Source organism: Ureaplasma miroungigenitalium (genome assembly GCF_025780085.1).
GTDB lineage: Bacteria > Bacillota_I > Bacilli_A > Mycoplasmatales > Mycoplasmoidaceae > Ureaplasma > Ureaplasma miroungigenitalium.
The window spans coordinates 39,652-62,236 of the sequence record NZ_JAOXHL010000003.1 but is presented as its reverse complement, the minus strand read 5'-3'; the positions used below and the strand labels follow the sequence as shown (position 1 = coordinate 62,236).

The following is a 22,585-nucleotide window of genomic DNA, read 5'->3' as shown; positions in this document are numbered from 1 at the left end:
CTCCTAATCTCTTATTTATCTAATTTTCCGTTAACTAATCCATTAACTCCGTACATTTCACGTGTACCTTGGAAGTCAATGACAGAAACTTCTTTTTTATCCCCTGGTTCGAAACGAATTGCAGTACCAGATGAAATATCTAAACGGCGTCCGTAAACAACTTTACGTTCTTTGTCTTCATTTCCATTTTCATCATAGAAAATTAATGCAGTATTTGTTTCGTACAAGTGGAAGTGTGATCCTACTTGAATAGGTCGATCCCCTGTATTTTTAACAGTGATCTTGTATGCTGGGCGTCCTTCGTTAACAACGATGTCGCCTTCAGCGAATTTAATAGCACCAGGAATTAATTTTCCAGGTGTGTATTGGTTTGATCCTCCAGACATAATCTATATCTCCTTTTCTAATAATTTATATTATTTATAAATTGGGTCGTGTACTGATACAAGTTTTGTTCCATCTGGGAATGTTGCTTCAACTTGGATAATTGATACCATTGAGTCAACACCTTCCATAACTTGGTCGATTCGTAACACTTCACGAGCTGATTGCATCAAGTCAGATACAAGAGCACCATCACGTGCACCTTCAACTACGTGATCCGTAATTAAAGCTACAGCTTCTGAATAATTTAATTTTAATCCACGTTCTAAACGACGACGAGCAACATCAGCTGCTACAGTAATCATAAGTTTTTGGATTTCTCTTAATGATAAGTTCATATTTTTACCTCATTTTTAATAGATAAAGTAATTTGCAATTTTATTGTACAACTTTTACGCGCTTGTAAATCTTTTTTAACAATATTTTTACAAAAAACTTGCTAAACTGGTGCAAAAAAATAATTTTTGTGTTATAAGAGATAAAAAATGATTTTTTTGCTTAAATAATGATATAAGTTTTTTTGCTAAATATAATGCTATATCAAAGAAAAAAAACGGTATATCATATAGAATATATGTGACTAATATATTATTAACACAATTTTTTATCTGAAAGGATTGTTTATGCCTAAAAAAACAACCAAATTAGATCTTGAAAAAGATCAATATGACCCCGAAACTAATACTATTGATTTAGAAGAGGTGCGTACTTTTCAAGAAAAATTAAAAAAAGAACGCGTCAATCGTGATCAAGTATTATTTGATTTAAAAAATGTTTCCTTAGGTTATGGATCAAAAATGATTATTAGAAATCTGTCAGCTCAAATTATGAAAAATGATTTCGTTGTTATTTTAGGTCCTAACGGGTCAGGGAAATCTACACTTATTAAAGGATTATGTCGAATCCTTGTACCACGTACAGGACAAATCCTTTTCAACAACAAGTTAATTCGTCGTGAATTTGCTATGTTCCAATGATTTAAACTACAATGCGAACGTTTAATTAACGTTTTCAAAAAAGACCGTAAAGAAGTTATCGAATCACTTGTATGAAACATTAAAAACAAAGAAATTAAAGCATATAATTCAAAGAAATTAGCATTAGAATTAGCTTATGTACCCCAATTAAGTGTTTTCCCAGAAAACACAACTATTTATGACTTTGTTAAGATGGGTCGATACCCTTGATCAAATGCAGTAGGTGTGAATGCTAACCCTAAACGTGAACGTGAAATTATTGAAACAGCCCTAAAAAATGTTGGTATCTTTGAATTCCGTCACAAAGAATTAGATGATTTATCAGGTGGGCAAAGACAAAAAGCTTTAATAGCTTTATCACTAGCTCAAGATACTGATACTATCGTTTTAGATGAACCTACTAACCACCTAGATATTCGAAGTCAACTAGAAATTATTGAGTTACTTCACAAATTGCACCATAAACTAAATAAAACCATCGTTTTAGTTATCCACGATATAAATACCGGTATTAAATACGCAGATAAGGTTATGATTATTAAGGATGGAAATTTAGTTCGTTACGCAGATGTTTTAAATTGTATTGATGAAAAACTACTGCACGACATTTTTGGTGTTGATACTATCATGGTTCGCAATAAAGAACAAGAATACCAAAAAGTCTTGATTACGAATTTTGCTCTACCCGCAAATTATGATAAGGATCGACATTTAAAAACTGTCCATGATGACGAATAATTCACAATATATATCACGATTTTTTAAAGAAAATTTTAAAGACAAATGATTCAAGAGATTACAACGCAAATACTTCTTTATTTGTCTTTTTCCCATACGTTTTTTTCAAAGAAAAAAAGCTATAGAAAACGAAATAATTAGACGTTTAAAAAACTACCTTTTAGAAAAAAGTGGCACCGATTATTTAGATCCCTTCCACTTTGAAATCCTATTAAAAAAATATTTCACTTATAAACCACACAAATTTCTTTTGTATGGTTTTTCTATTATTTTAGGAGTTAGTGTCACTGTCGGAATTGCTGTACCGATGGTTCAAAAATTAGATTTGCACCAGATTAAAACTGATTTTAACCAATTGCTTACTGATGTACAGGCACAAATCAATAAGTTGCCCAAAAATGATCAAGGTAAATTTTTATCTAAACTAGAACAAATCAAAGATTTGGTTTCAAAACAAAATAATTACCAAACTTATCGAACAGCTTATAATCAACTAGAAGCCTTTCAAAAATCAATCATCCAATAAGTTCGTTATATTTTTTATATAATATTACTTATATGCGTTTAGATTTATATTTAGTTGCTCATAACTTAGCTAAGACAAGATCTCAAGCTGTGGATTTAATAAAGCGGGGTTTTATTTTTGTAAATGATCAAAATATTTACAAACCAGCTTACCAAATTCAAGCTAATGATTTTGTCATTTGCCGTGCCCAAGAAACATATGTTTCTAAAGGTGCTTATAAACTTTTGAAAATACAACAAGCTATTAATTATGATTTTAAAAACAAGATTGTTTTAGATCTTGGTGCTTCGACTGGTGGATTCAGTGATGTGTGTTTACGTATGCAAGCAGCTAAGGTTTATTGCGTAGATGTTGCTGAGGGTATTTTAGACCCACTAATTAAAAACGATCCTCGCGTCGTTGTTTATGACAAAACAAACATTAAAGATTTGAAAAACCAACCCATTGGTCACGAAGTAGATACCATTGTGGCCGACTTATCTTTTATTTCCTTGTCCTTTGCTTTTGCTGCCATTAAACATTTATGCCATAAAGGTTTAGATTTAATCTGGTTAATAAAACCTCAATTTGAAGCTACACCACAAATTATGCGTGCTTGCAAGGGCGTATTAAAAGACCCACAATGGCATACAAAAATTATTGAAAAGATTAAAAGCTTGGCACAACAATATGGTTTTAAATATCAAACCCATATTCCTGTTGATATTTTTGATGCTAAAAAACAAAATCAGGAATACATGATTTATTTCACGTATGTCTAAATCTGTTATTTTACACATTGATATAGATGCATTCTTTGCACAAGCCTCATTAATGACTGCTCATAAAAATCCTGACCACCCTACAGTTGTTTGTAATATTAAAAGTAATCATCAAATTATTTCCACAGCTAATTATGCAGCTCGTAAATACAAAATTCACGCTGCAATGCGTCTTAGTGAAGGTTTAAAAGCTTATCCTGATCTCTTAGTGCTCCCACCTGATTTTGATCTGTACGATGACTTATCAAAACGCTTTTATCAAATTGCTTATACTTATACCTCTAAGGTACATATCGCTTCCATTGATGAATTGTTTATGAACGTAACTGACATAGTTGGTGATTATCATAATAATCCAGCTTTTCTTGCTTTAGATATTCAAAAACGGATTTACCAAACATTAGGGTTGCAAGTATCTATTGGTTGTTCTATAAATTATTTGTTAGCTAAAATAGCGACCGATCTGAACAAACCTAATGGCATTACTATACTCATGGATACAAGTTGCATCGAACAAACAATCAATCCTTTAGACGTTGCACAAGTACCTTATATTGGTCAAAAAACAACCAAGATTTTATACGCACATAACATTCATACATGTGCTGATTTATTAAACCCCGAAAACCAAACTAAGGTCCATTTAATCCTAGGTAGTGCTTATTTTGGTTTAGTTAGTAATTTAGCTGGGCAAACTAAAGTCAAGATGAATACTGTTTTAACATCTGAGCATTCAATTTCTAAAAGTATTTCTTTTGCTCCCACTGATCAAGAACGATTTATTAAAAAAACAGCTCTACGTCTTTTAGAAATTTTATACGAAGATATTACTCATTCTCAATCGGTGATCAAAAGAATTTCAGTTTATATTAAAAATGCCCAATTCGAACAACGCAGTCATCAAGTTCAAATTCCTTATTATACAAATGAATGAGAAATCCTGTTGTATTACTTCAACAAACTTTTTAATAAAATCTGAAATGATGAAAATATTCGCTTAATTGGTGTCAGCTTCTCAGATATCCAAAAAACTAACGAAGTTGAACAGCAAACCCTATTATTTTAAAAATAAAAAAAGGACGGTGAATGTCCTTTTTATTTTTATTATTTGAAATAAACAAAACCACTTTGAGAATTGATTTTTGGATCGTGTTCATATTGTTGTAGTTTAGTTTTGTCAATTTCTTTATGAAAATTCACTTTTCGTGATGATCGTCCAAGAATATTTTTATTGACTAAAACATATGGATTGTTTTGGTTGCTATTTTGTAGTAGATCCATATATGCTAAATATAATTTTTCGTATGCTTTTAGCATTTCGTTTTTAGCATTATCCATTCAAATACTTGAATTTACCATAGAGTTTGGCATAATTGTTTCATTTCGGTGTGTATCATATCTTTGAATTTGTACACCGTTGCTTGGGAAATTAATATTTTGATTAGTAGATATTTTCCCCACTTGAACACTAAAAGCAATGTCATGGTAGTTATCCCAAACTTGTACATCATTAAAATATAATTTTTCGTTATCAAAATTAGAGAAACCTGCTCAATGTTTCCAAACATTAACACCAAAAATATCTAAAGCCTTATGAGCTAACTGAATCGGTGATAAATTAGAATCATCTTTCAGATTATGAGTTGATGCATCAATGTATTGAGTATCTAGTGTTGTATTTGGATTAATTTCACGATATTTAGATTCATATTTCATAGTTAAACCTAAAAGTGCATAATCAATCATTTCGTATAATCCATAATTATTAACATATAGATCAACACCCGATTGGCTCAGCAAACTTGAAACATAATAACTTATAACGTTCCCTTTATCATCCGAATCTTTAGGAAGTCTTAGTTTCGTATCACTAATTATTTTAGTATAGTAGTCAGAAACTGAATCTTTGTTTTGCTTGTAAATGAAAAGAGCATAAGCATATTTTGTCGTATCACTGCTTGCGTTTTGTGTTTTAATTTTTGATTCATCGTTTAACAGCAATGATAAATCATTTAAGTAGTTGATGGATCTTAAACCAACTGAGTCATCGTTACCAAATGATCCATATTCATTCTCTTGGCCAAGAGTAAATGATGACCTTTTATTGTCAAGGGCACTACCTCCATATTGTCATGATGTGCAACCGTTTTCGGCATTAGAATCATAAACCCCTAATAAGTATGTAATATTGTTTTTTACAAATAACTGTTTCATTTCGGTTTTAAACGCTTTATCTTCCATTGTTTTTGTATAGTATTCCTTGGCGTAATTATCGAAATTATCCTTAAATATTTTATCGTTTTGGACAATCGATGAAATATCTTTTAATTTAGATGAAAGAATAGCGTTAGAGTTTATAGACTTATTGATTTTGTTGGTATATTGAGTGAAAATATTGTTTATATCAGGGTGTGCTTCATCGACAGTTCTACCATTTTGAATTTCAGAAATAAATCTAACAAGCGAAGAGTCGGCATTTTTTCCTTTGTTGTACGCTTGATCTGTTTCGTGAAAAACAGTGAACAATTCGTTATAGTGATTTACTAATACTTGTTTAACAGAATTAATTACTTGATTAATTTTTTCTATCGGCTGATCAAAACTAACATATTTACTTTCAATTACTTTTTCAAAAGTTGCACGCGAATCTGTGCGGGTATGTAATAAATTTGGTCCAATGGTTGTGGGGATTTTTTTGATATCTTCAAAACCTAGTTGCATTGTTTTAACAGCTTCTTTAATTGTTGTTATTAAAGGCTGTATCTTTTGGTTTACAGTATCTGTCTTTGGTACATTATCAAAAAATGTTGATAAATTATTAATATCGATATCACCAATTTTTTGTTCTTTGATTTTCTCAATATGTTTATTAATGTGGTATTCCATAGCATCATAATATGCTTTTATATATGGTTTTTTTAATAATGCGAACTGGTTAATTTTTTCGCGAATCGCAATAAAGTTAACACTATCAATATGATCGATTTCATCTCTATATTGTTCTGATTTTGTTCTCAATTCACTAATTTTCTCTGATTGCAATAATGTAATTCAGCTATAACTAGCAGCATCTATAGTGTTATCTTGATATTCATTATAGAAAGCTGCGATAGATGGAATAAAGTCACTTAAATCCTCTGCAACTTGTTCTTTAAAATCAGCTTTTGTAATTTCCCCAGGAACAGCATTTAGAATGGTGTTTAAATTGATATTAATTGCTTCTAATTCAACTAATGTACTATTTGCACTGAAGATTAAAGGTTTAGTAGTATTTGAATTTGGAACCTGACGAAGCTTACTGATTAATCATTCTATCAGTTTATTGTATTTATTTTTATCTAAACTGACAGCAAACATTCGTAAATTAGTACGTGTACGTTCAATCTTTTCTTCTAAATTCATTTGTAATAAATTGTTGTAACGCTTTCTAAATAAGAAATTAATTTTTCTCACTAGCTCTTGGTTTGTCGTTGTATCAGCTTGTTTTTGTTGACTAACCCATGCCAATTCATCAACAATATATTTCAAGTATCTTTTGTTGTTTGTGTCTTCTGGATTAGATGGATCATTCATTTCTTTATATGATTTCGGATAATTAGCATATTCCTCGTCACCCGGTACAACTTCAGATTGGTATTTTCCTGATAATTCTGCTGTCTTTTGTAAAAAAGTCTCACGAGCTTCGTTTAAGAACTTTTCATAGTCCACTAAAATGTCTTGTTTGCTCTTATTAAGATCTAAATACTCAGTAGGAGGGGCAACATCTGTATTTTTTGCTTGTAAATCACGAATTTGTTTTTTCAACTTAATTTGATCCAAAACTTTTTCTAAATCCTTTTGAGCTAGTAAAATTTCTTGTGAAGAAACAGCATGACCATCTGTCGGATTAACAATAGCGTTGTTTTGTTCAATACTCGATTCTAAAAGTTTTTTAATGTCATCATACCTTGCTTCACTAATATCATTTACAATGAATTGTTCTGCTTCTTGTTTTAATGTATTGAAATTATTAATTAAGGTTGTGTTGTCTGCATTATTAGTATTGTCGACGTTTTCAACAACTGATTTATTTTTTGCAACAACTTCTTTTAATTTGTTAAGTGCTTGATTAACTGTTGCTTCGTCAGCATTTTCTGCTAAACTATTTAGTTCATTTAAAGCATTAGTAATTTCATTTTTAGCATCAGCGTGTTGGTTATCATTGCCAAGTTTTCCTAATAAATCATTAGCAGCTTTTTTGCCTGAAGCAATTTTTGCTGCCATCACAGCAGAGTTTAGAGTTTGAGTCTTTGTTTGCAAATCCGAACTACTTACTGCTTTGGGATTTAAATAATGCGACTGTTCCTCAGATTTCAATGCTAATAAAGCTTGACGTTCAGGAGTATCTAAAATCGATGTGTCTACTAAAAAGTCGACTGCATTGTCATAAGCTTGTTTGAAGTTTTGCGCTCCTTGATTATGTGTGTTTTCAAGTTTTTCTTTTTGTATAACATTAGCTGCATTAGCTTGTGTTAAAACGTCAATAGCCGCTTGCAGTTTTTCATCTGTTGGTTCTGTTCCATTTAAAACTGATTGAGCTTCGGTTATTGTTTGTTCAATCAAAGTTTTTAGATTTTCAAAGTCTGCATTTGGTTGTAGTGATTTTAATAATTCTTGGGCTGCCTGTATTTGTTCATTTAATACTTGTTTCTTTTGCGTTACCGTATTCAATTTTTGATTTGCATTATTTAATGCTGTTGTTAAAGCGCCAATTTGTTCTACAATTTGATCACCTGATTGGTTGTTAATCGTTGATAAACAATTTTTTGCAGCTGCAATTTTACTAGTTAATTCTACATCTGTAATTTTGTTTTCAGTATTCGCAGTTGCAACAATATCAGCGTTGGCTAACAATTTTGTTAAATTTTCAACTAATAAATCCTTATATTTAGCAGATGCTTCATCAGATGTGTTTGGATGTGTTTGGGCTTTGAATGTTTCAATCGCTTTTTTTAACTCTTCAGTTTTCGCATTTACATCAACTGTACTAGTTGTATCAACATTAACTAGTGTATCTAAAGCATCGCGTAACGCTTTACTAATACCTGTTGTTTCTTTATTCGCATTAGATTGATCAGCAAGAGCTGTATCGGCAGCATTAATTTGATCTTTTAAAGCGTTAACAGCGGTTGTTTTTTGTTGATCTAATCCTGCCTTTGTATTTGCATTAGCAGTGTTGGCATTGTCTAAAGTTTGTTTTGCTGTCGTTAATTCTTCTAGCGTTGCATTTGGTTTGTCTACTACAGTTTTAGCAGCAGCGATGTCTTGATCAATTTTTGTTTTTAAATTTGCAGCATCAGAACTATTAGGTAGTTCATTCTTCATAGTTTCTGCTTGCTTAATTGCATTATTCAAAGCATTTTTTTGATAAATTACATCTTTAGTATGTTTATTTAATTTTGCATTAGCTGTATTTAAAGCGTTGACTAAATTTTCTACTACAGTTTTTAATTGTTCTAATGATTGTGATTCAATATTAGTTTTAGCTTCATTGGCTTTAGTTAATTGTGCTTTTAGTTCTTCATCAGTTACACCAGCAGTTTCATTAGCAGTAACGACACTTGTTGCGTTCGCAATGAGTTTATCTAATTCTGACTCTAAAATATCTTTGGCTTGATTGTTTGTTGAAATTGGTGTTTGAGCTTTGAATGTTTCAATTGCTTTTTTTAACTCTTCAGTTTTCGCATTTACATCAACTGTACTAGTTGTATCAACATTAACTAGTGTATCTAAAGCATCGCGTAACGCTTTACTAATACCTGTTGTTTCTTTATTCGCATTAGATTGATCAGCAAGAGCTGTATCGGCAGCATTAATTTGATCTTTTAAAGCGTTAACAGCGGTTGTTTTTTGTTGATCTAATCCTGCCTTTGTATTTGCATTAGCAGTGTTGGCATTGTCTAAAGTTTGTTTTGCTGTCGTTAATTCTTCTAGCGTTGCATTTGGTTTGTCTACTACAGTTTTAGCAGCAGCGATGTCTTGATCAATTTTTGTTTTTAAATTTGCAGCATCAGAACTATTAGGTAGTTCATTCTTCATAGTTTCTGCTTGCTTAATTGCATTATTCAAAGCATTTTTTTGATCAATTACATCTTTAGTATGTTTATTTAATTTTGCATTAGCTGTATTTAAAGCGTTGACTAAATTTTCTACTACAGTTTTTAATTGTTCTGGGGTTTGTGATTCAATATTAGTTTTAGCTTCATTGGCTTTAGTTAATTGTGTTTTTAGATTTTCATCAGTTACACCAGCAGTTTCATTAGCAGTAACGACACTTGTTGCGTTAGCTATTAGTTTGTCTAATTGATTTGTCAATATATCTTTAAATGACTGTTCGTTAGCAACAGGTTGTTGAGCTTTGAAGTCAGCGATTGCTTGAGCTAATTTTTTGGTTTGTTCAATGGTTTCAGTAGCCATCTTTTCATTAGTTTTAATTAAAAAAACGTATGAATCTCGTAGTACTTGACTAATAGCTGTATTATCTTTTTTGTTATTTTCAGGTTTAACTAATTCTTCATTTGCATTTTGAATTTCAACTTTTAAAGCATCGACTGCACTTAATATATTTTGATCTAATGTTGTTTTTGTTTTTAAATTAACGTCAAAGAGGTCTTGGTGTTTTTTAATAATAGTTTGCAAATCTGAAAGTTGTTCATCACCAGTAAGTTGTTTCAATTCTCTTAACGAGCTGTTAACAGATTCAGATAATTGTTTATAGTCGTCGTTTTTAGGTAAAGCGTCGGCCATGTTTTCATTTTTATTAATTAGATTATTCAGTGATACTAAAGCGTCAAGGCGTTCACGAAGCAATTCGTCACTTTTCCCTTGATCATTCGAAGATTTAATTAATGAATCAATGAATGCTTGAATCTCTTTATTAACTTCTGCTGAATCAACATTTTGGTCAAACAATTTCTTTATTAGTTTAGGAACTTCTTTGTTAAAAGTATCTTGTTTTGCTTTGCTCAATTTTTTAAGCTCATTATTTTTAAAATCAATAATCTTTTCAAGAATAGAAAATTGGTTTTTGTGCTCATTGTTATATTTCACTGCCTTAAAATATAAACGTTTAGCTTCTTGATCATCTTTTGTCAATTGGGCTAAAAAATTATTAATGTCACTATAAATTTGTTGTCCTTCCGTCGTAACCAGATGGTCAACATTTAGTGAATTTAATTTATCTAATGCGTTCTTTAGATTTTTTTGTTCTGCAGGTAATAAATTTGTATATGTATCTTTTTTAGATCATCTTCACTGAGTAGCAGCAATCACAGTTCCTGTTAGAAAAATAGAACCAATAATTGCGCTTGATATAGCAATTTTTTTATGCTTTGAAAGTTGTTTTTTCATTTTTGTAACCTCTAAAATTTTTTCTTAAATTATATCACTTAAAGTTTGTTTTCCATTATAAATAACCGGTAATGACGGCTTTTTTTTTAAAAAAAAAAAAGAGCTTAAAAAGCTCTTTTTTCATGTTTTTGGATTGAAAATTACAGTTTTTGTTCGTTGATAGATAACTAACGTTTTGTAAATTGAGGTGCTCGACGTGCCCCGTATAAACCGAATTTTTTACGTTCTTTAACACGTGCATCACGTGTTACCAAACCAGCTTGTCTTAAGTCAGATTTATAATCAGCCTTAGCTTCAATTAAAGCTCTTGCTAATCCTAAACGAATAGCTCCAGCTTGACCAGTGAAACCTCCACCAATAACATTAACTTCAACATCGAATTGGTCTTCAAGTTTTAATAAAGTTAATGGTTGCATCATGTCTTGAATAACTAATTTATTTGGAAAGAATTTTTCAGGTGTTGTTTTATTAACTAGGAATTTTCCTGTTCCTGGTGTTAAACGAACACGAGCTACTGACGTTTTACGTCTTCCTAAACCTTTATATTGAGTCATAATTATTTACCTTGTGCTTTCTTTAAATCTAAAATTACTGGTGTTTGTGCTTCGTGTGGGTGCGTAGCAGTTTTGTAAATGTGTAATTTATTAATGATTTGACGAGATAAACGGTTTTTTGGTAGCATACCTTTTACACTACGACGTAATAATTCGTCAGCGTATTTAGTTAGCATTTCTTTTCCAGAACGAGTTCTTAAACCACCAATATAGTGTGAGTGGTTGTATCAATTTTCGTTTTTTTCTTTGTTTCCTGTTAATACCATGTTGTTAACATTAACAACGATAACGTGGTCCCCACCATCAACGTTAGGTGTGAAGTCCGGTTTATTTTTTCCACGTAAAATATCAGCAATCGCAACTGATAAACGACCTAAAACTTGATCAGTAGCATCGATTACGTATCAAACACGACGGTCGTTAGCTACTTCTTTTTTAAGCATTGTTGATTTTTGCATCAAAATCTCCTTGTGATTATATCTAAAAATATACAATTATAAAATTGCGGGTTGGATGTAACTTTAAATATTATACCAAATAACCCTTATTTTTGAACACTTTTAAAAAATTGCTTTATTCTTTGCAATACTTTAAAACCATCGGCTTGGCCGGTGATGATGGCGTATATATTTTGATTACTTATTCCCGTGTCATAGTAGCAACAATCACCAATAGCAAAAACTCGTTTTAAACTCGTTTCATTTACACTGTTAACTAAAATTCGGTTACGTTCGTCACATTCTAATGCATCCCAATTAGAAAAAACAACTTCCTGGTTCATACAAGAACCATATTGCACCAAAATATAATCAAAATCCAATTCTATTTTTTCTGTTGTGTCATCAGCAAGAACTTGTTCCAAAAGAATTTTATTTTCATTAACATAATTAATTTTTGTTTTTTTTAAGATTTTAATCTTATTGTTCAATAATTCTTGTTCGCTAAATGAATGGCCTTTTAAATCATTCCGGACAATAATGGAAACATCTGTATTGTTGAATCGCTTTTTCAAATACATACTATTATCTAACGCACTATCCCCACCACCAAGAACAACAATTTTTTTATTATCAAAATTAATATTATTGTTGTGTGCTGAATATATTATGTTTTTTGTATGAATCTTTTCTTCACTAATAATATTTTCTAATTTAATTGGGACATAATCACCCTTACCAAAGGCTAGAACTAAGAATTTTGTTTCACAAATCGCTTGTTGTTTGTCATCGTACAAAATAAATGTTTCATTAGCGGTTTCTTCATAACTAACAACACTTACATTTGTTTTTACTTCAACCATTGATTCGTATGCTGCAATTTGTTTTTTTAAGGCTTCAACATAATCCTTACCAACAATTTTCGGATATCCAGGGACGTCATGAATTTCTTTATTTTCATATAAATAGGTAATTTGCCCACCTAAAACACTACTTGCCTCAAGCACTAGTGTTTTCATTTGGAAATATCCACTCATGGATCCTGTAAACATCCCAATGGGTCCAGCCCCAATAATAACTACATCATAAATCATTTTATTCATTTGCCTCAATCATAATGGCGAAGTTGTTGATTCCTACGTGAGCATAAATACAACCAGGTAAATATGATTTAATTAGTTCAACATTTTGGCCTAATTTATCTGTAACTAACTTTCGCAATGTACCTAATTGTTCGTTGTTCTCTAAATCAGTTAGCAACGCAATGCGCTTAATACCTTTAGTTCGTCAAGCATTTTCATTATCAATAATGTTTAAAGCTTTATCAATAGCATTCGCAAAACTCAACGACTTATCCGCATATTCTAATTTGTAATTTCACTTAATTACTAATTTTAATTTAAGAGTCGAAGCAATTAAACCTTTCATTCTTGATAATCGTCCACCATTGATTAATTGTGTCAAATCTGCAACAATCACTGAACCAACAATACGTTGTGTTTGTGTTTCAACGTAATTTTGAATTGTCTCGTTACTAATATTTGTGTTATTTTGCAAAAGCTTTAATATATCCTCTACTAATCACAGGATTCCAATACTAACTGCTTTTGAATCAATTACTAATAAATTGTTGTTTTCGAAGTGTTTTTTGGTTGTATGAAATGAAGCAAAAAAACCTGATAAACCAGATGACAAAGTTAGAACTATTACACGTTCGTATTCTAAAAATAAGGTTTCTAGTTTATTTATAACCTTACCTGTCGAAGGATAATTTGTCTTAATGTCATGTTTGGCAATTAGGGCATTACGCATTTGGTCTTGACTTACATCTAATACGTCATCATAAACATTTTCTTCACCAGTGCTACGATTACGAATCGTTAGTCCGATGGGGATAAAATAAACATCGGGATGTTCTAAGTCTAACACGTTAGCCCCTGAGTCAATTAATATTGCGGTTCTCATAAACACACAACCTTTCTAGAATTAATAATTATATTGTATATTAAACCAATGCATCCCGAAAAACAAAAAAATAGCTCACTTTTTGTGTTTTTTTTCGTTATTCAACTATTTTTGCTAAATTCGCCGAAAAAAAGCCCATTTTATTACTTTTTTTTAATTCCTTATTTTTTCAAAGTATGTGTTATTTATAATATATATAAAGGAAGAAAGAATTCGTATGTACATTATTTATAATAATCAAACTTTAAACGATAGTTTAATCGTTAGTTTTAATAACCAATTAGTAACAGAACAACAAAACATTAATGATGATGTTGTCCTTTTAAAAGCACATAATGAACTTGTTGGAATTAACATTTTTCATGCAAGTCAATATTTTAGTGAATTAGTAGAGGGTTTTTTAGAGCCCGCTGAACAATTCATTGATGAACTACAAAAAATTACCAATTTGTCATTTAATACAGAAAATATTCAATATTTTAAAGTAGGTCAAATCATTAGTTTTGAACCGATTCCCAATACACACTTAAACGTTTGTCAAGTATCAGTTGATGAACAAACACTACAAATTGTTTGTGGAGCTAAAAATGTTCGACAAGGGATGCTAACCGTTGTTGCACAAATCAATCAAATGATGCCCAATGGTATGTACATTGTGGCATCTAAATTAATGGGCGTGACTTCTAGTGGAATGTTATGTTCACAAAAAGAATTAAGAGTCGAAGGTTTTAACGATGAAGGGATTATTGATTTAGATCCTCAAACATATCATGTCAATGATATTTGCCACTTTGTTTATGCTAATATGAAGGAGAAAACTCATGCCTAAAATAACTGATAAAAATCAATCAACAAGTATTCAACAAGATGTTTTAATTTTTGCCTTATCTAATTCACAAGAACTAGGTGAAAAAATTGCTAAGATTTTAAATACAGAATTACCACCCATTGATATCGCACATTTCGCTGATGGAGAAGTGTTAGTTAAACCGAAAATAACAGTTCGTCACCGTCGAGTTGTTTTAATTCAATCAACATCTAAACCAGTTAATGATGCTTTAATGGAATTATTGATAGCTATCGATGCTATGCGTCGAGCTTCAGCTAAAAGTATTAACGTTATCATTCCTTACTTTGGTTATGCTCGTCAAGACCGTAAAGCTAGTCCACGTGAACCAATTTCTGCACGTTTAGTAGCTAAATTAATTGAAGCAGCTGGGGCTAATAATGTTTTAACTTATGACATCCATTCAAACCAACAACAAGGTTTTTATGACATCCCATTCGATACTTTGCAAGGGGCATGAACATTATTCAAACAATACGCTAGAGATCACAATAACAACTTATCTAATGTTGTCGTTGTCGCTCCTGATTATGGTTCAGTAAAACGAAGTCGTGAAATTTCTATGGCAACAAATACTGGCTTAGCGATTGTTGATAAACGTCGTTGTGGTATGAACCAAGTTCAAATTAATAATATTTTAGGAGAAGTTAAAGACAAGGATTGTGTCTTAATCGATGATATGATCGATACCGGAGGGACAATTCTTGGAGCTGCACAATTAGTGCGTGATAAAGGAGCGGCATCTGTCACAATCATGGCTACACATGGTCTGTTCAACAAAAACGCATTAGAGCGAATTGATCAAGCTATTAATAATAAAGTGGTTGATGCAGTGTACATTACCGATACTATTAAAAACCCTTCATACCCATGACTAAAAGTGGTTAGTGTCGCTAACTCATTAAGTGAATGTATTCGTATCTACTCACAAAATGATGGTTCAATGTCAATGATTCACGATTTGAATTCAAAACTTTTATTCGAAGATATCGTAGACACAGTATGTTCAAACGACCAAAAATACAACCAGTAATTGTTGTTGAAGGGAAAACTGATCAACAAAAACTTGGTTCGTTGGTTGACGCAGAATTCATTTTAACTAATGGTTCACAAATTAGTCAGCAAACTTTAGCATTGATTAAAGAGGTTCAGCAAACTAGGGGCGTTATTTTGTTCTTAGATCCCGATTATCAAGGCGAGCGAATTCGTAAAATTATAACTAATTATTTACAAGCGCCCGTCTATCATTGTTTCATTAAAAAAACAGATATGAAATCTGCACATCCAAAGAAAATTGGCATTGCTGAAGCAGATAACGAAGTTTTGTTAGAGTGTTTACAAAAATATTGTTTACCCTTTAACTCGTTTGATACTCAACAATTATCATGAGCAGATTATTTAGAGTTAGAGCTGAACAGCAAAGATAAACGCTTGTGATTGTGCGATCAATTGCACATCAGTTATGCCAATCACAAACAATTATATAAACGTTTAGTCATGATGGATTTAACCTTTCAACAAATCCGCGACTTATTATTAAAAAGAAAGGGGTAATTATGTTTTTAAAAGATTTTAAATGTCAGTTGAGTGTAATTGCTACACCCATTGGTAACTTAAAAGAAATGAATCAAAGAGCCATTAATGCCTTAAATGAAGCTTATGTTATCTTATGTGAAGACACGCGCATTACAAAAAAACTATTGCATGCTTTTAATATTATTGATTATAAAAAATTAATCCGTTTTGATAACTTTAAAGAACAAGTCAAAATTGATGAAGCATTAGAGTATATTAAGAATTACAAAACAGTATTAGTCAGTGATGCTGGTTACCCGACTGTAGCTGATCCCGGTTACAACTTAATTAATGCCTGCCACGCTAATAACATAGGAGTAGAAGTGATTAATGGTCCATCAGCATGTATGCATGCACTAGTGGCTAGTGGACTATTATCATCAACCTTTATGTTCCTTGGTTTCCTTGGCAAAACCCAAAAACAACGTTTAGATGTACTCAAGAAATACGCCAATGTACAAACCACATTTGTAGTTTATGAAGCAGTACACCGAATCAAAAAAACCTTAGCAGATTTACACACTGTTTTTGGTGATGTTAATGTATTTATTGGTCGTGAATTAACTAAACTAAATGAATCATTTTATTTTGGTAAAATATCAACCATTGCTGATCAAATTACCGAACTAGGTGAATTCGTTATTGTTATTGATAATAACGAACAACAAACACAATTAAAACAAGAAGAAGATTCTGAAATAATTGTTAAAAATATTTTAGATTTAACGCGTGATGGCATGCGTTTAAAAGATGCTTGTAAACAAGTTGCCAAAGCTTATGAATTAAATGCTAGCGAACTTTACAAGATTATGTTAAACTATGCTTAAAAAAATTATTGAACAATTGAAAACGCCACAACATTTAACAGACTTAGTTGGTCAAGAACATCTTTTAGGTACCAACGGTTTATTAGCGCGTATGGTGGATAAGAAATATGCCACGAATTTAATTATGCACGGTCCACCAGGCGTTGGTAAATCCAGTTTCGCTCGTGTTTTGGCTGCTAATTTAAATATTCCGTTTCAGTTTTTTAATCCGGTTTTAGATAGCAAAAAAGATTTGCTAAATATTATAGAAGTAGCTAAATTATCGCAACAATACATTATTGTTGTCGATGAAATTCATCGACTCAATAAAGATAAGCAAGATATCCTTTTACCATTAATTGAATCTAATAAAATCATTATCTTCGCCACCACAACTGAAAACCCGTTCTTCGCTATTAACGCAGCCCTGCGTTCGCGTTGTCAATTATTGGCTTTTCACCCTATTAAGCCCACTAGCATTCAGCAACGACTAACTAATTTATTTAATCCACATACTTATTTCGAACCGCAAGCGTTTGATTATTTAATTCAACAAACTAATGGTGATTTGCGAGCGATTATAAATATATTGGAAATTATTAGTGTTCTATATAGTGAACCCACACCAATTAACCTTGCACTACTAACTCAAATTATGGGTGGTTCTTATAGTTTAGGCCATAGGGATGGTAATGAAATCCATGATTTAAAATCGGCTTTTCATAAATCCTTACGAGGTTCAGATATTGACGCAGGTTTATACTACCTTGCCCGTTTAATTCGGATCGGTGATTTTGATGCTATTTATCGACGCATGCTTGTGTGTGTATATGAAGATGTGGGATTAGCTAATATTAACTTATGTGCACGCGTTGATCAAGGAATTAGTTCATGCCGTTATCTAGGCTATCCTGAAAACGAAAAGATTTTAGCTAATTTAGTCATTCAGATCTGTATGTCACCCAAATCCAATGCTTCATATTTAGCTTATAATGCTGTGCTCATGAGTTTAGAAGAACAAGGCGAACATAATGTTCCCAACCATTTACGCGATGCGCATTATGCAAGTGCTGTGAAACTAGGCGTTAAGGGTTATTTATATCCGCATGATTTTCCGCAACATTATATTGAACAGGATTATCTACCAAAACAGATCAAACATCAAAAATTTTATTTTGGTCAAAAAAATGATTTAGAAGAAAAACTGAATATCATTCATCAAAGTTTTACAAAAAGAAAGAAATAGGAGGATTACCATGTCTCAAAAATTCTTTATCTCAACACCCATTTACTACCCTTCTGGTAAACCCCATATCGGCCACGCTTATTCAACCATTATTGCCGATGTTTTAGCCAAATATAAAAAGCTCTTCGGTTATGAAACTTTTTTTGTAACCGGAGTTGACGAACACGGTCAAAAAATTCAAACTAAAGCTAAGGAAGCTAACATGAGTGAACAAGCATATGTTGATTTAATGCAACAAAGTTTTGTTGATCTATGAACACGTCTACAAATTGATTACGACTGTTTTATTCGTACCACTAATAAAAACCACGTGCAAAGCGTTCAAAAGATTTTTTCTCAATTATATAAACAAAACAAAATTTATTTAGATGAATGAGTGGGTAATTATTGTGTTTCATGTGAAGAAAACATTAACGATGCTGACGTTGTCATCAATAGTGACAATCAAAAAACATGTCATTTCGGCCATCTTCTAGAACAAAAAAAGGAAGCTTCTTATTTCTATAAAATGAAAGAGAGCACGCAATTTTTAATGGACTATTATGCACAGCATCCTGATTTTATTGTTCCTAAAGAACGTGTAAATGAGCTGATCAATAACTTCTTACAAGATTTAAACGATCTTTCTATTTCACGTACTACTTTTAACTGAGGGGTTCCTATCCTAGAAAATCCTGAACATGTTATTTATGTCTGATTAGATGCACTAATGAATTATGTAACAGCTACTGGTTACTTAACGAATGATGATCACCTTTTCCAAAAATTTTGAAACGATGATAAAACAGAAGTTGTTCATTTATTATCAAAGGAAATTACTCGTTTCCACTGTATTTATTGACCAATCTTCCTACATGATTTAGGTATCCGTTTACCATCTAAAATTCTTTCGCACGGTTGAATTATTACTAAAGAAGGTAAGATGTCAAAATCATTGGGTAATGTTGTAGATCCACATGACTTAATTGATCGTTTCGGCGCTGATGTTACGCGTTATTATTTATTAGCCGATTTATCAATGTATAAAGATAGCGTTTTTAGTTATGATAATTTAATTGAAACATACAATACACATCTGGCTAATAACTTTGGCAATATGGTTTCTCGAACTTTAGGAATGCTAAAAAAATACAACAGTAACATCATACGTCCTGTTACTTTACCAAAAGATCTAACTGATCAATTAGACCAATTTATTAAACAATTTATAGACCAAATTAATCTTTATCAAATTGATAAAGCATTAATGGTTTTACAAAACTTATTAGATTTTGCAAATAAATACATTGAAGAAAAGAAGCCGTGAGAATTATTCAAAAACGATGATATTGCTGCTCTTGATGAACTTTTATATTTCTTAACTAAGGTTGTTCATATTTGTACAATCTTATATCAACCTATTTTGCAAACATCTACTCAAACTGTTGCTCAACAAATGAACTTTACACCTGAGATGTTAACATTTAAAAAGCTACGCGATTATCATTTATTTAATAATCACGAAGTCGGCACAGCTTCTCCTATCTTCCAACGTATTGTTATTGAAAAATAAAAAAAGGGATTAACCCTTTTTTTATTTTGCCATCTGGCGGTTTAGATTGTATTCTTTTGCAAACGTGTGAAATAATTCATAGACAAAATCGATGGCAAACACTTCTTTTTGCGCAGCTGTTGCGTCTGGTGTTAGTTGTACTTCTAATTCTTCTTCATTGTCTACAAGTAAAGCTAAGAAGTTATTAATTTTATCTGCTTGTCATCCTTCACCAGGATTTTCGATATTAATAATCAGTTGGTTGCCTTTTTTATTCTCTCGTATTTTATCAGAAGACACACTAATTGTTTGGTCTTCAGGAATATAGTTAATTATGATCATTAGTTTTTTCCTTCCTTATTTTCAATTTTTTGATTTAAAATCGCACGACGTTGTTCTAAGGCTTCCATTGTTCCTTCTAAATAAATTGATTGAGCATTATCATGCCCCGCTAATGTTTCAACATTCTTAAATTTAAATGCCATCTCAGGGTGATGAATATCTGTTTCAATAACTTTACCATCTAATAAGATACCTAGATTAGGATTGTGTGTAACAATAAAAATTTGTTTATTTTCTTTTTTTAGTGATTTCAGCACGGGAAGAATTTCATCAAAAACTGTCTTAGAATCTAAATTATCTTCAATTTGATCTAAGAGAAAATAATTGGCGTGTAAATCATTGGATGTTCGCGCCGCTTCAATCCCATATAAAACACCGAACATAGTTTTTTGCCCATTTGATAATGTCGAATATTCTTTATCGTTCGCATATAGCACAATGCGCTTTTCTTCATTCTCGGTCTTCTTTAATAAATCCTCAATTATTTTTTGCATAGTTTTATTTGATTTATCAAGTTTTAACTTATCTAAGCGAATATTCCCATTGCCTGGCATCCCAATATATTTTTTAATAATATCTCTTTTTTCTTCGTTCGAAAGGTTAAAAGATTTAAAGCGGAATTCTAATCCTGGGCAACGTTCTAATTGTTTTTTCAAAACTCAATTGATAGGAATGATTGTATCATCATTAATAATCTTCTGATATTGGTTTTGAATGTTAATGAGAATCCGGGGCAGTTTTTTGAAATAATCTAACACTTGCGTGTATTTTTCAAACATGTTTTGTTCTTGTGTATTTCGTGCTTTATTTTCATTGATTTTGTTACGAAAAACTTTGGCAAACAAAGCAAAAGTATTTTTATATTGATCGATATGAGCTTTTATTTGTTTATATTTGTTAATTTGTTCTTCAATTAAATGAATCATTCTCTGATGATCTTCACCCATATTAATAAGTGTTTCATGAGTCTGTTTAGCATTTGGAAATAAGTCATTAATTTCATGCAAGATTTTTGCAACATTTTTATCTGAATTCAGCAACAGTTGTAAACGATCAATGTAATTGATTTGTAGTTGTTTTTGTAACTCATCTCAACGATCAATAATTGGTTTGGGATCATATTTCAAATTATGCGTAAAGTTAGTTTTTTTGTTTTTTAGTTCAGCTAAACTTTTGTTACTCTTAATAAAAACGGTGTAGTCTAACGTTTGATCTTGCAAACTATAATATGCCTCAACATAATCATACAATTCGCTAAATAGTTTAAGTTCTTTTTCAAAAGGCCGATTATTCATGATCACATCTACAAATTCTTTTGTGACCTTTGTTTTCGTATTTTCGATTTCCGTAATCTCATCTAACGAGACCTTACGATCATCATTTTGAATAATGTAACCCGGTAAAAATGCTTGCAATTCTGTTGGTATCTTTTCTCATTTTGCAGCGATTTTTAGTTCTTTATGGTTAATTCTATCAATCCGGTTCGTTTGGTCATAACAAATTGTCTTAATGGCTCAATCACCTAAAAAGCGATTTTTAAAGTCATTTAAACTAGGATTATCAATAGCTTTTTCTGCTATGATTTCAGCAATCATTAATAATAAACTACTCTTGCCAGAACCCTTACATCCTAAAATAATATTACAATGTGTGTCAAAGTCTAAACGATATAGTTCATCCGTTTTTTTGTTTTCAAATTCAATATATGAAATCATATTTCCCTCCTCTTTGTGTGGAATACGAATATTATAACCTTAAAAGAAATAAAAGAACGTCTTTAACGCTCTTTTATCATCTTCTTTATACACATTTTTTTAGTGTAATTTGATGTTGTAAAATAGATTGTTTCACGTCATTAAAAGCAAGCGATTCAGTAGTTAGTCATGTTCAATAATAACTATGTTGTGGGTAGTTTTCTCAATCATGTGTATCACTAAAACACACAACCGGTGCTTGGATTCCGTGTTTACGCATTTTTAAAACATTTTTATGGTCTGGTTTGATACTATCCAAACCATCCACTCTTTGGTTTTCAATATCTGTTGGATAAACAAAATCAACACCTTTACCAACGTGCGGAAAAATCAAGAAGTCATATTGTTCCTTAGTTAACAAAGAAATCAATTCTGCATAAGAATGTTTATCAAAATTTAGCGGATTAAAGTCTGGATTAAAATTTGTTTGACAAAATTTTTCTAGTGCAGCTAAATCATGACTGGGATTAAATACCACTATCACCTGTGCACGTGTATTTTTGTCATGCAAATAAATATCAATTTCAATCCCTGGTCATACAATTATTTCTGGTTTAAATTCTAAACCCAAGGATGCCCTTTTTAAATATTGATTTTTATCAAAATTTAAATGATCTGAAAAGCACACTATTTTAACGTTGTTGGTTTTTAATTTATAAAAAATATCATCGTCCGAACTCTTGCTTACATTTGATCCATATTTATTCGAGTCAACTGTATGCGTGTGCAAATCAATTTTTATTTTTAACATAA

Annotated in this window: 20 protein-coding genes; 10 read left to right on the top strand and 10 right to left on the bottom strand. The window is 31.3% G+C overall.

Features of this window, described 5'->3' with window-relative positions; all coding sequences use genetic code 4:
- Positions 1–11: 11 nt before the first annotated feature.
- Positions 12–386 (bottom strand): urease subunit beta, encoded by a 375-nt coding sequence (gene ureB, locus OF376_RS02655; protein ID WP_263821976.1) that lies wholly within the window; start codon positions 384–386, stop codon positions 12–14.
- 30 nt (positions 387–416) lie between these two features.
- On the bottom strand, positions 417–722 hold the full coding sequence (locus OF376_RS02650; RefSeq protein WP_263821975.1) for an urease subunit gamma: 306 nt from the start codon (positions 720–722) through the stop codon (positions 417–419).
- Positions 723–1,007: 285 nt separating this feature from the next.
- On the opposite strand from OF376_RS02650, the gene OF376_RS02645 reads away from it, so the two are divergent.
- The 4 genes from OF376_RS02645 to OF376_RS02630 are packed head-to-tail and all read left to right on the top strand — an operon-like array spanning position 1,008 to position 4,452.
- The gene (locus tag OF376_RS02645; protein WP_263821974.1) at positions 1,008–2,099 is read left to right on the top strand and encodes an ABC transporter ATP-binding protein; all 1,092 of its coding nucleotides are present in this window, start codon (positions 1,008–1,010) and stop codon (positions 2,097–2,099) included.
- Entirely contained in the window at positions 2,086–2,625 is a 540-nt protein-coding gene (locus OF376_RS02640; protein WP_263821973.1) for a hypothetical protein, read from the top strand. The genes OF376_RS02645 and OF376_RS02640 overlap by 14 nt, the downstream gene beginning before the upstream one ends.
- Before the next feature lie 32 nt (positions 2,626–2,657).
- A complete protein-coding gene (locus OF376_RS02635; protein WP_263821972.1) occupies positions 2,658–3,386 on the top strand; it encodes a TlyA family RNA methyltransferase in 729 nt (242 codons plus the stop codon).
- Positions 3,379–4,452: a Y-family DNA polymerase gene (locus OF376_RS02630; protein WP_263821971.1), complete on the top strand. Its 1,074-nt coding sequence runs from the start codon at positions 3,379–3,381 to the stop codon at positions 4,450–4,452. Before OF376_RS02635 ends, OF376_RS02630 begins: the two co-directional genes overlap by 8 nt.
- Before the next feature lie 38 nt (positions 4,453–4,490).
- Here OF376_RS02630 and OF376_RS02625 read toward each other — a convergent pair whose 3' ends face one another.
- The 5 genes from OF376_RS02625 to OF376_RS02605 all read right to left on the bottom strand — a co-directional run bounded on the left by OF376_RS02625 (position 4,491) and on the right by OF376_RS02605 (position 13,731).
- Positions 4,491–10,775 (bottom strand): coiled-coil domain-containing protein, encoded by a 6,285-nt coding sequence (locus OF376_RS02625; RefSeq protein ID WP_263821970.1) that lies wholly within the window; start codon positions 10,773–10,775, stop codon positions 4,491–4,493.
- 167 nt (positions 10,776–10,942) lie between these two features.
- Positions 10,943–11,329, bottom strand: a complete 387-nt coding sequence (gene rpsI / locus OF376_RS02620; RefSeq protein ID WP_263821969.1) for a 30S ribosomal protein S9 — start codon at positions 11,327–11,329, stop codon at positions 10,943–10,945.
- A gap of 2 nt (positions 11,330–11,331) precedes the next feature.
- The gene (gene rplM, locus OF376_RS02615; protein ID WP_263821968.1) at positions 11,332–11,787 is read right to left on the bottom strand and encodes a 50S ribosomal protein L13; all 456 of its coding nucleotides are present in this window, start codon (positions 11,785–11,787) and stop codon (positions 11,332–11,334) included.
- Between the two features lie 86 nt (positions 11,788–11,873).
- On the bottom strand, positions 11,874–12,869 hold the full coding sequence (locus tag OF376_RS02610) for an NAD(P)/FAD-dependent oxidoreductase (RefSeq protein WP_263821967.1): 996 nt from the start codon (positions 12,867–12,869) through the stop codon (positions 11,874–11,876).
- Positions 12,862–13,731, bottom strand: a complete 870-nt coding sequence (locus OF376_RS02605; protein ID WP_263821966.1) for a DegV family protein — start codon at positions 13,729–13,731, stop codon at positions 12,862–12,864. The genes OF376_RS02610 and OF376_RS02605 overlap by 8 nt, the downstream gene beginning before the upstream one ends.
- Positions 13,732–13,948: 217 nt before the next feature.
- On the opposite strand from OF376_RS02605, the gene ytpR reads away from it, so the two are divergent.
- From ytpR to metG, 6 genes are read left to right on the top strand one after another with little or no spacing between them, the layout of a single operon-like run.
- On the top strand, positions 13,949–14,560 hold the full coding sequence (gene ytpR, locus OF376_RS02600; RefSeq protein ID WP_263821965.1) for a YtpR family tRNA-binding protein: 612 nt from the start codon (positions 13,949–13,951) through the stop codon (positions 14,558–14,560).
- A complete protein-coding gene (locus OF376_RS02595) occupies positions 14,553–15,611 on the top strand; it encodes a ribose-phosphate diphosphokinase (RefSeq protein ID WP_263821964.1) in 1,059 nt (352 codons plus the stop codon). Before ytpR ends, OF376_RS02595 begins: the two co-directional genes overlap by 8 nt.
- The gene (gene rnmV / locus OF376_RS02590) at positions 15,581–16,132 is read left to right on the top strand and encodes a ribonuclease M5 (RefSeq protein WP_263821963.1); all 552 of its coding nucleotides are present in this window, start codon (positions 15,581–15,583) and stop codon (positions 16,130–16,132) included. Before OF376_RS02595 ends, rnmV begins: the two co-directional genes overlap by 31 nt.
- Positions 16,133–16,134: 2 nt before the next feature.
- Positions 16,135–16,980 carry a 16S rRNA (cytidine(1402)-2'-O)-methyltransferase gene (gene rsmI / locus OF376_RS02585; RefSeq protein WP_263821962.1) on the top strand — a complete coding sequence of 282 codons (846 nt, stop codon included), beginning with the start codon at positions 16,135–16,137 and terminating at the stop codon, positions 16,978–16,980.
- Positions 16,973–18,205, top strand: coding sequence for a replication-associated recombination protein A (locus OF376_RS02580; protein ID WP_263821961.1), 1,233 nt, complete (start codon positions 16,973–16,975; stop codon positions 18,203–18,205). The genes rsmI and OF376_RS02580 overlap by 8 nt, the downstream gene beginning before the upstream one ends.
- A 10-nt stretch (positions 18,206–18,215) precedes the next feature.
- Entirely contained in the window at positions 18,216–19,757 is a 1,542-nt protein-coding gene (metG, locus tag OF376_RS02575; protein ID WP_263821960.1) for a methionine--tRNA ligase, read from the top strand.
- Between the two features lie 21 nt (positions 19,758–19,778).
- Here metG and OF376_RS02570 read toward each other — a convergent pair whose 3' ends face one another.
- From OF376_RS02570 to OF376_RS02560, 3 genes are all read right to left on the bottom strand, one after another.
- Entirely contained in the window at positions 19,779–20,078 is a 300-nt protein-coding gene (locus tag OF376_RS02570) for a hypothetical protein (RefSeq protein WP_263821959.1), read from the bottom strand.
- A complete protein-coding gene (locus tag OF376_RS02565) occupies positions 20,078–21,793 on the bottom strand; it encodes an ATP-binding protein (protein ID WP_263821958.1) in 1,716 nt (571 codons plus the stop codon). The genes OF376_RS02570 and OF376_RS02565 overlap by 1 nt, the downstream gene beginning before the upstream one ends.
- Positions 21,794–21,878: 85 nt before the next feature.
- The gene (locus OF376_RS02560; RefSeq protein ID WP_263821957.1) at positions 21,879–22,583 is read right to left on the bottom strand and encodes a PHP domain-containing protein; all 705 of its coding nucleotides are present in this window, start codon (positions 22,581–22,583) and stop codon (positions 21,879–21,881) included.
- Between the last annotated feature and the right edge of the window lie 2 nt (positions 22,584–22,585).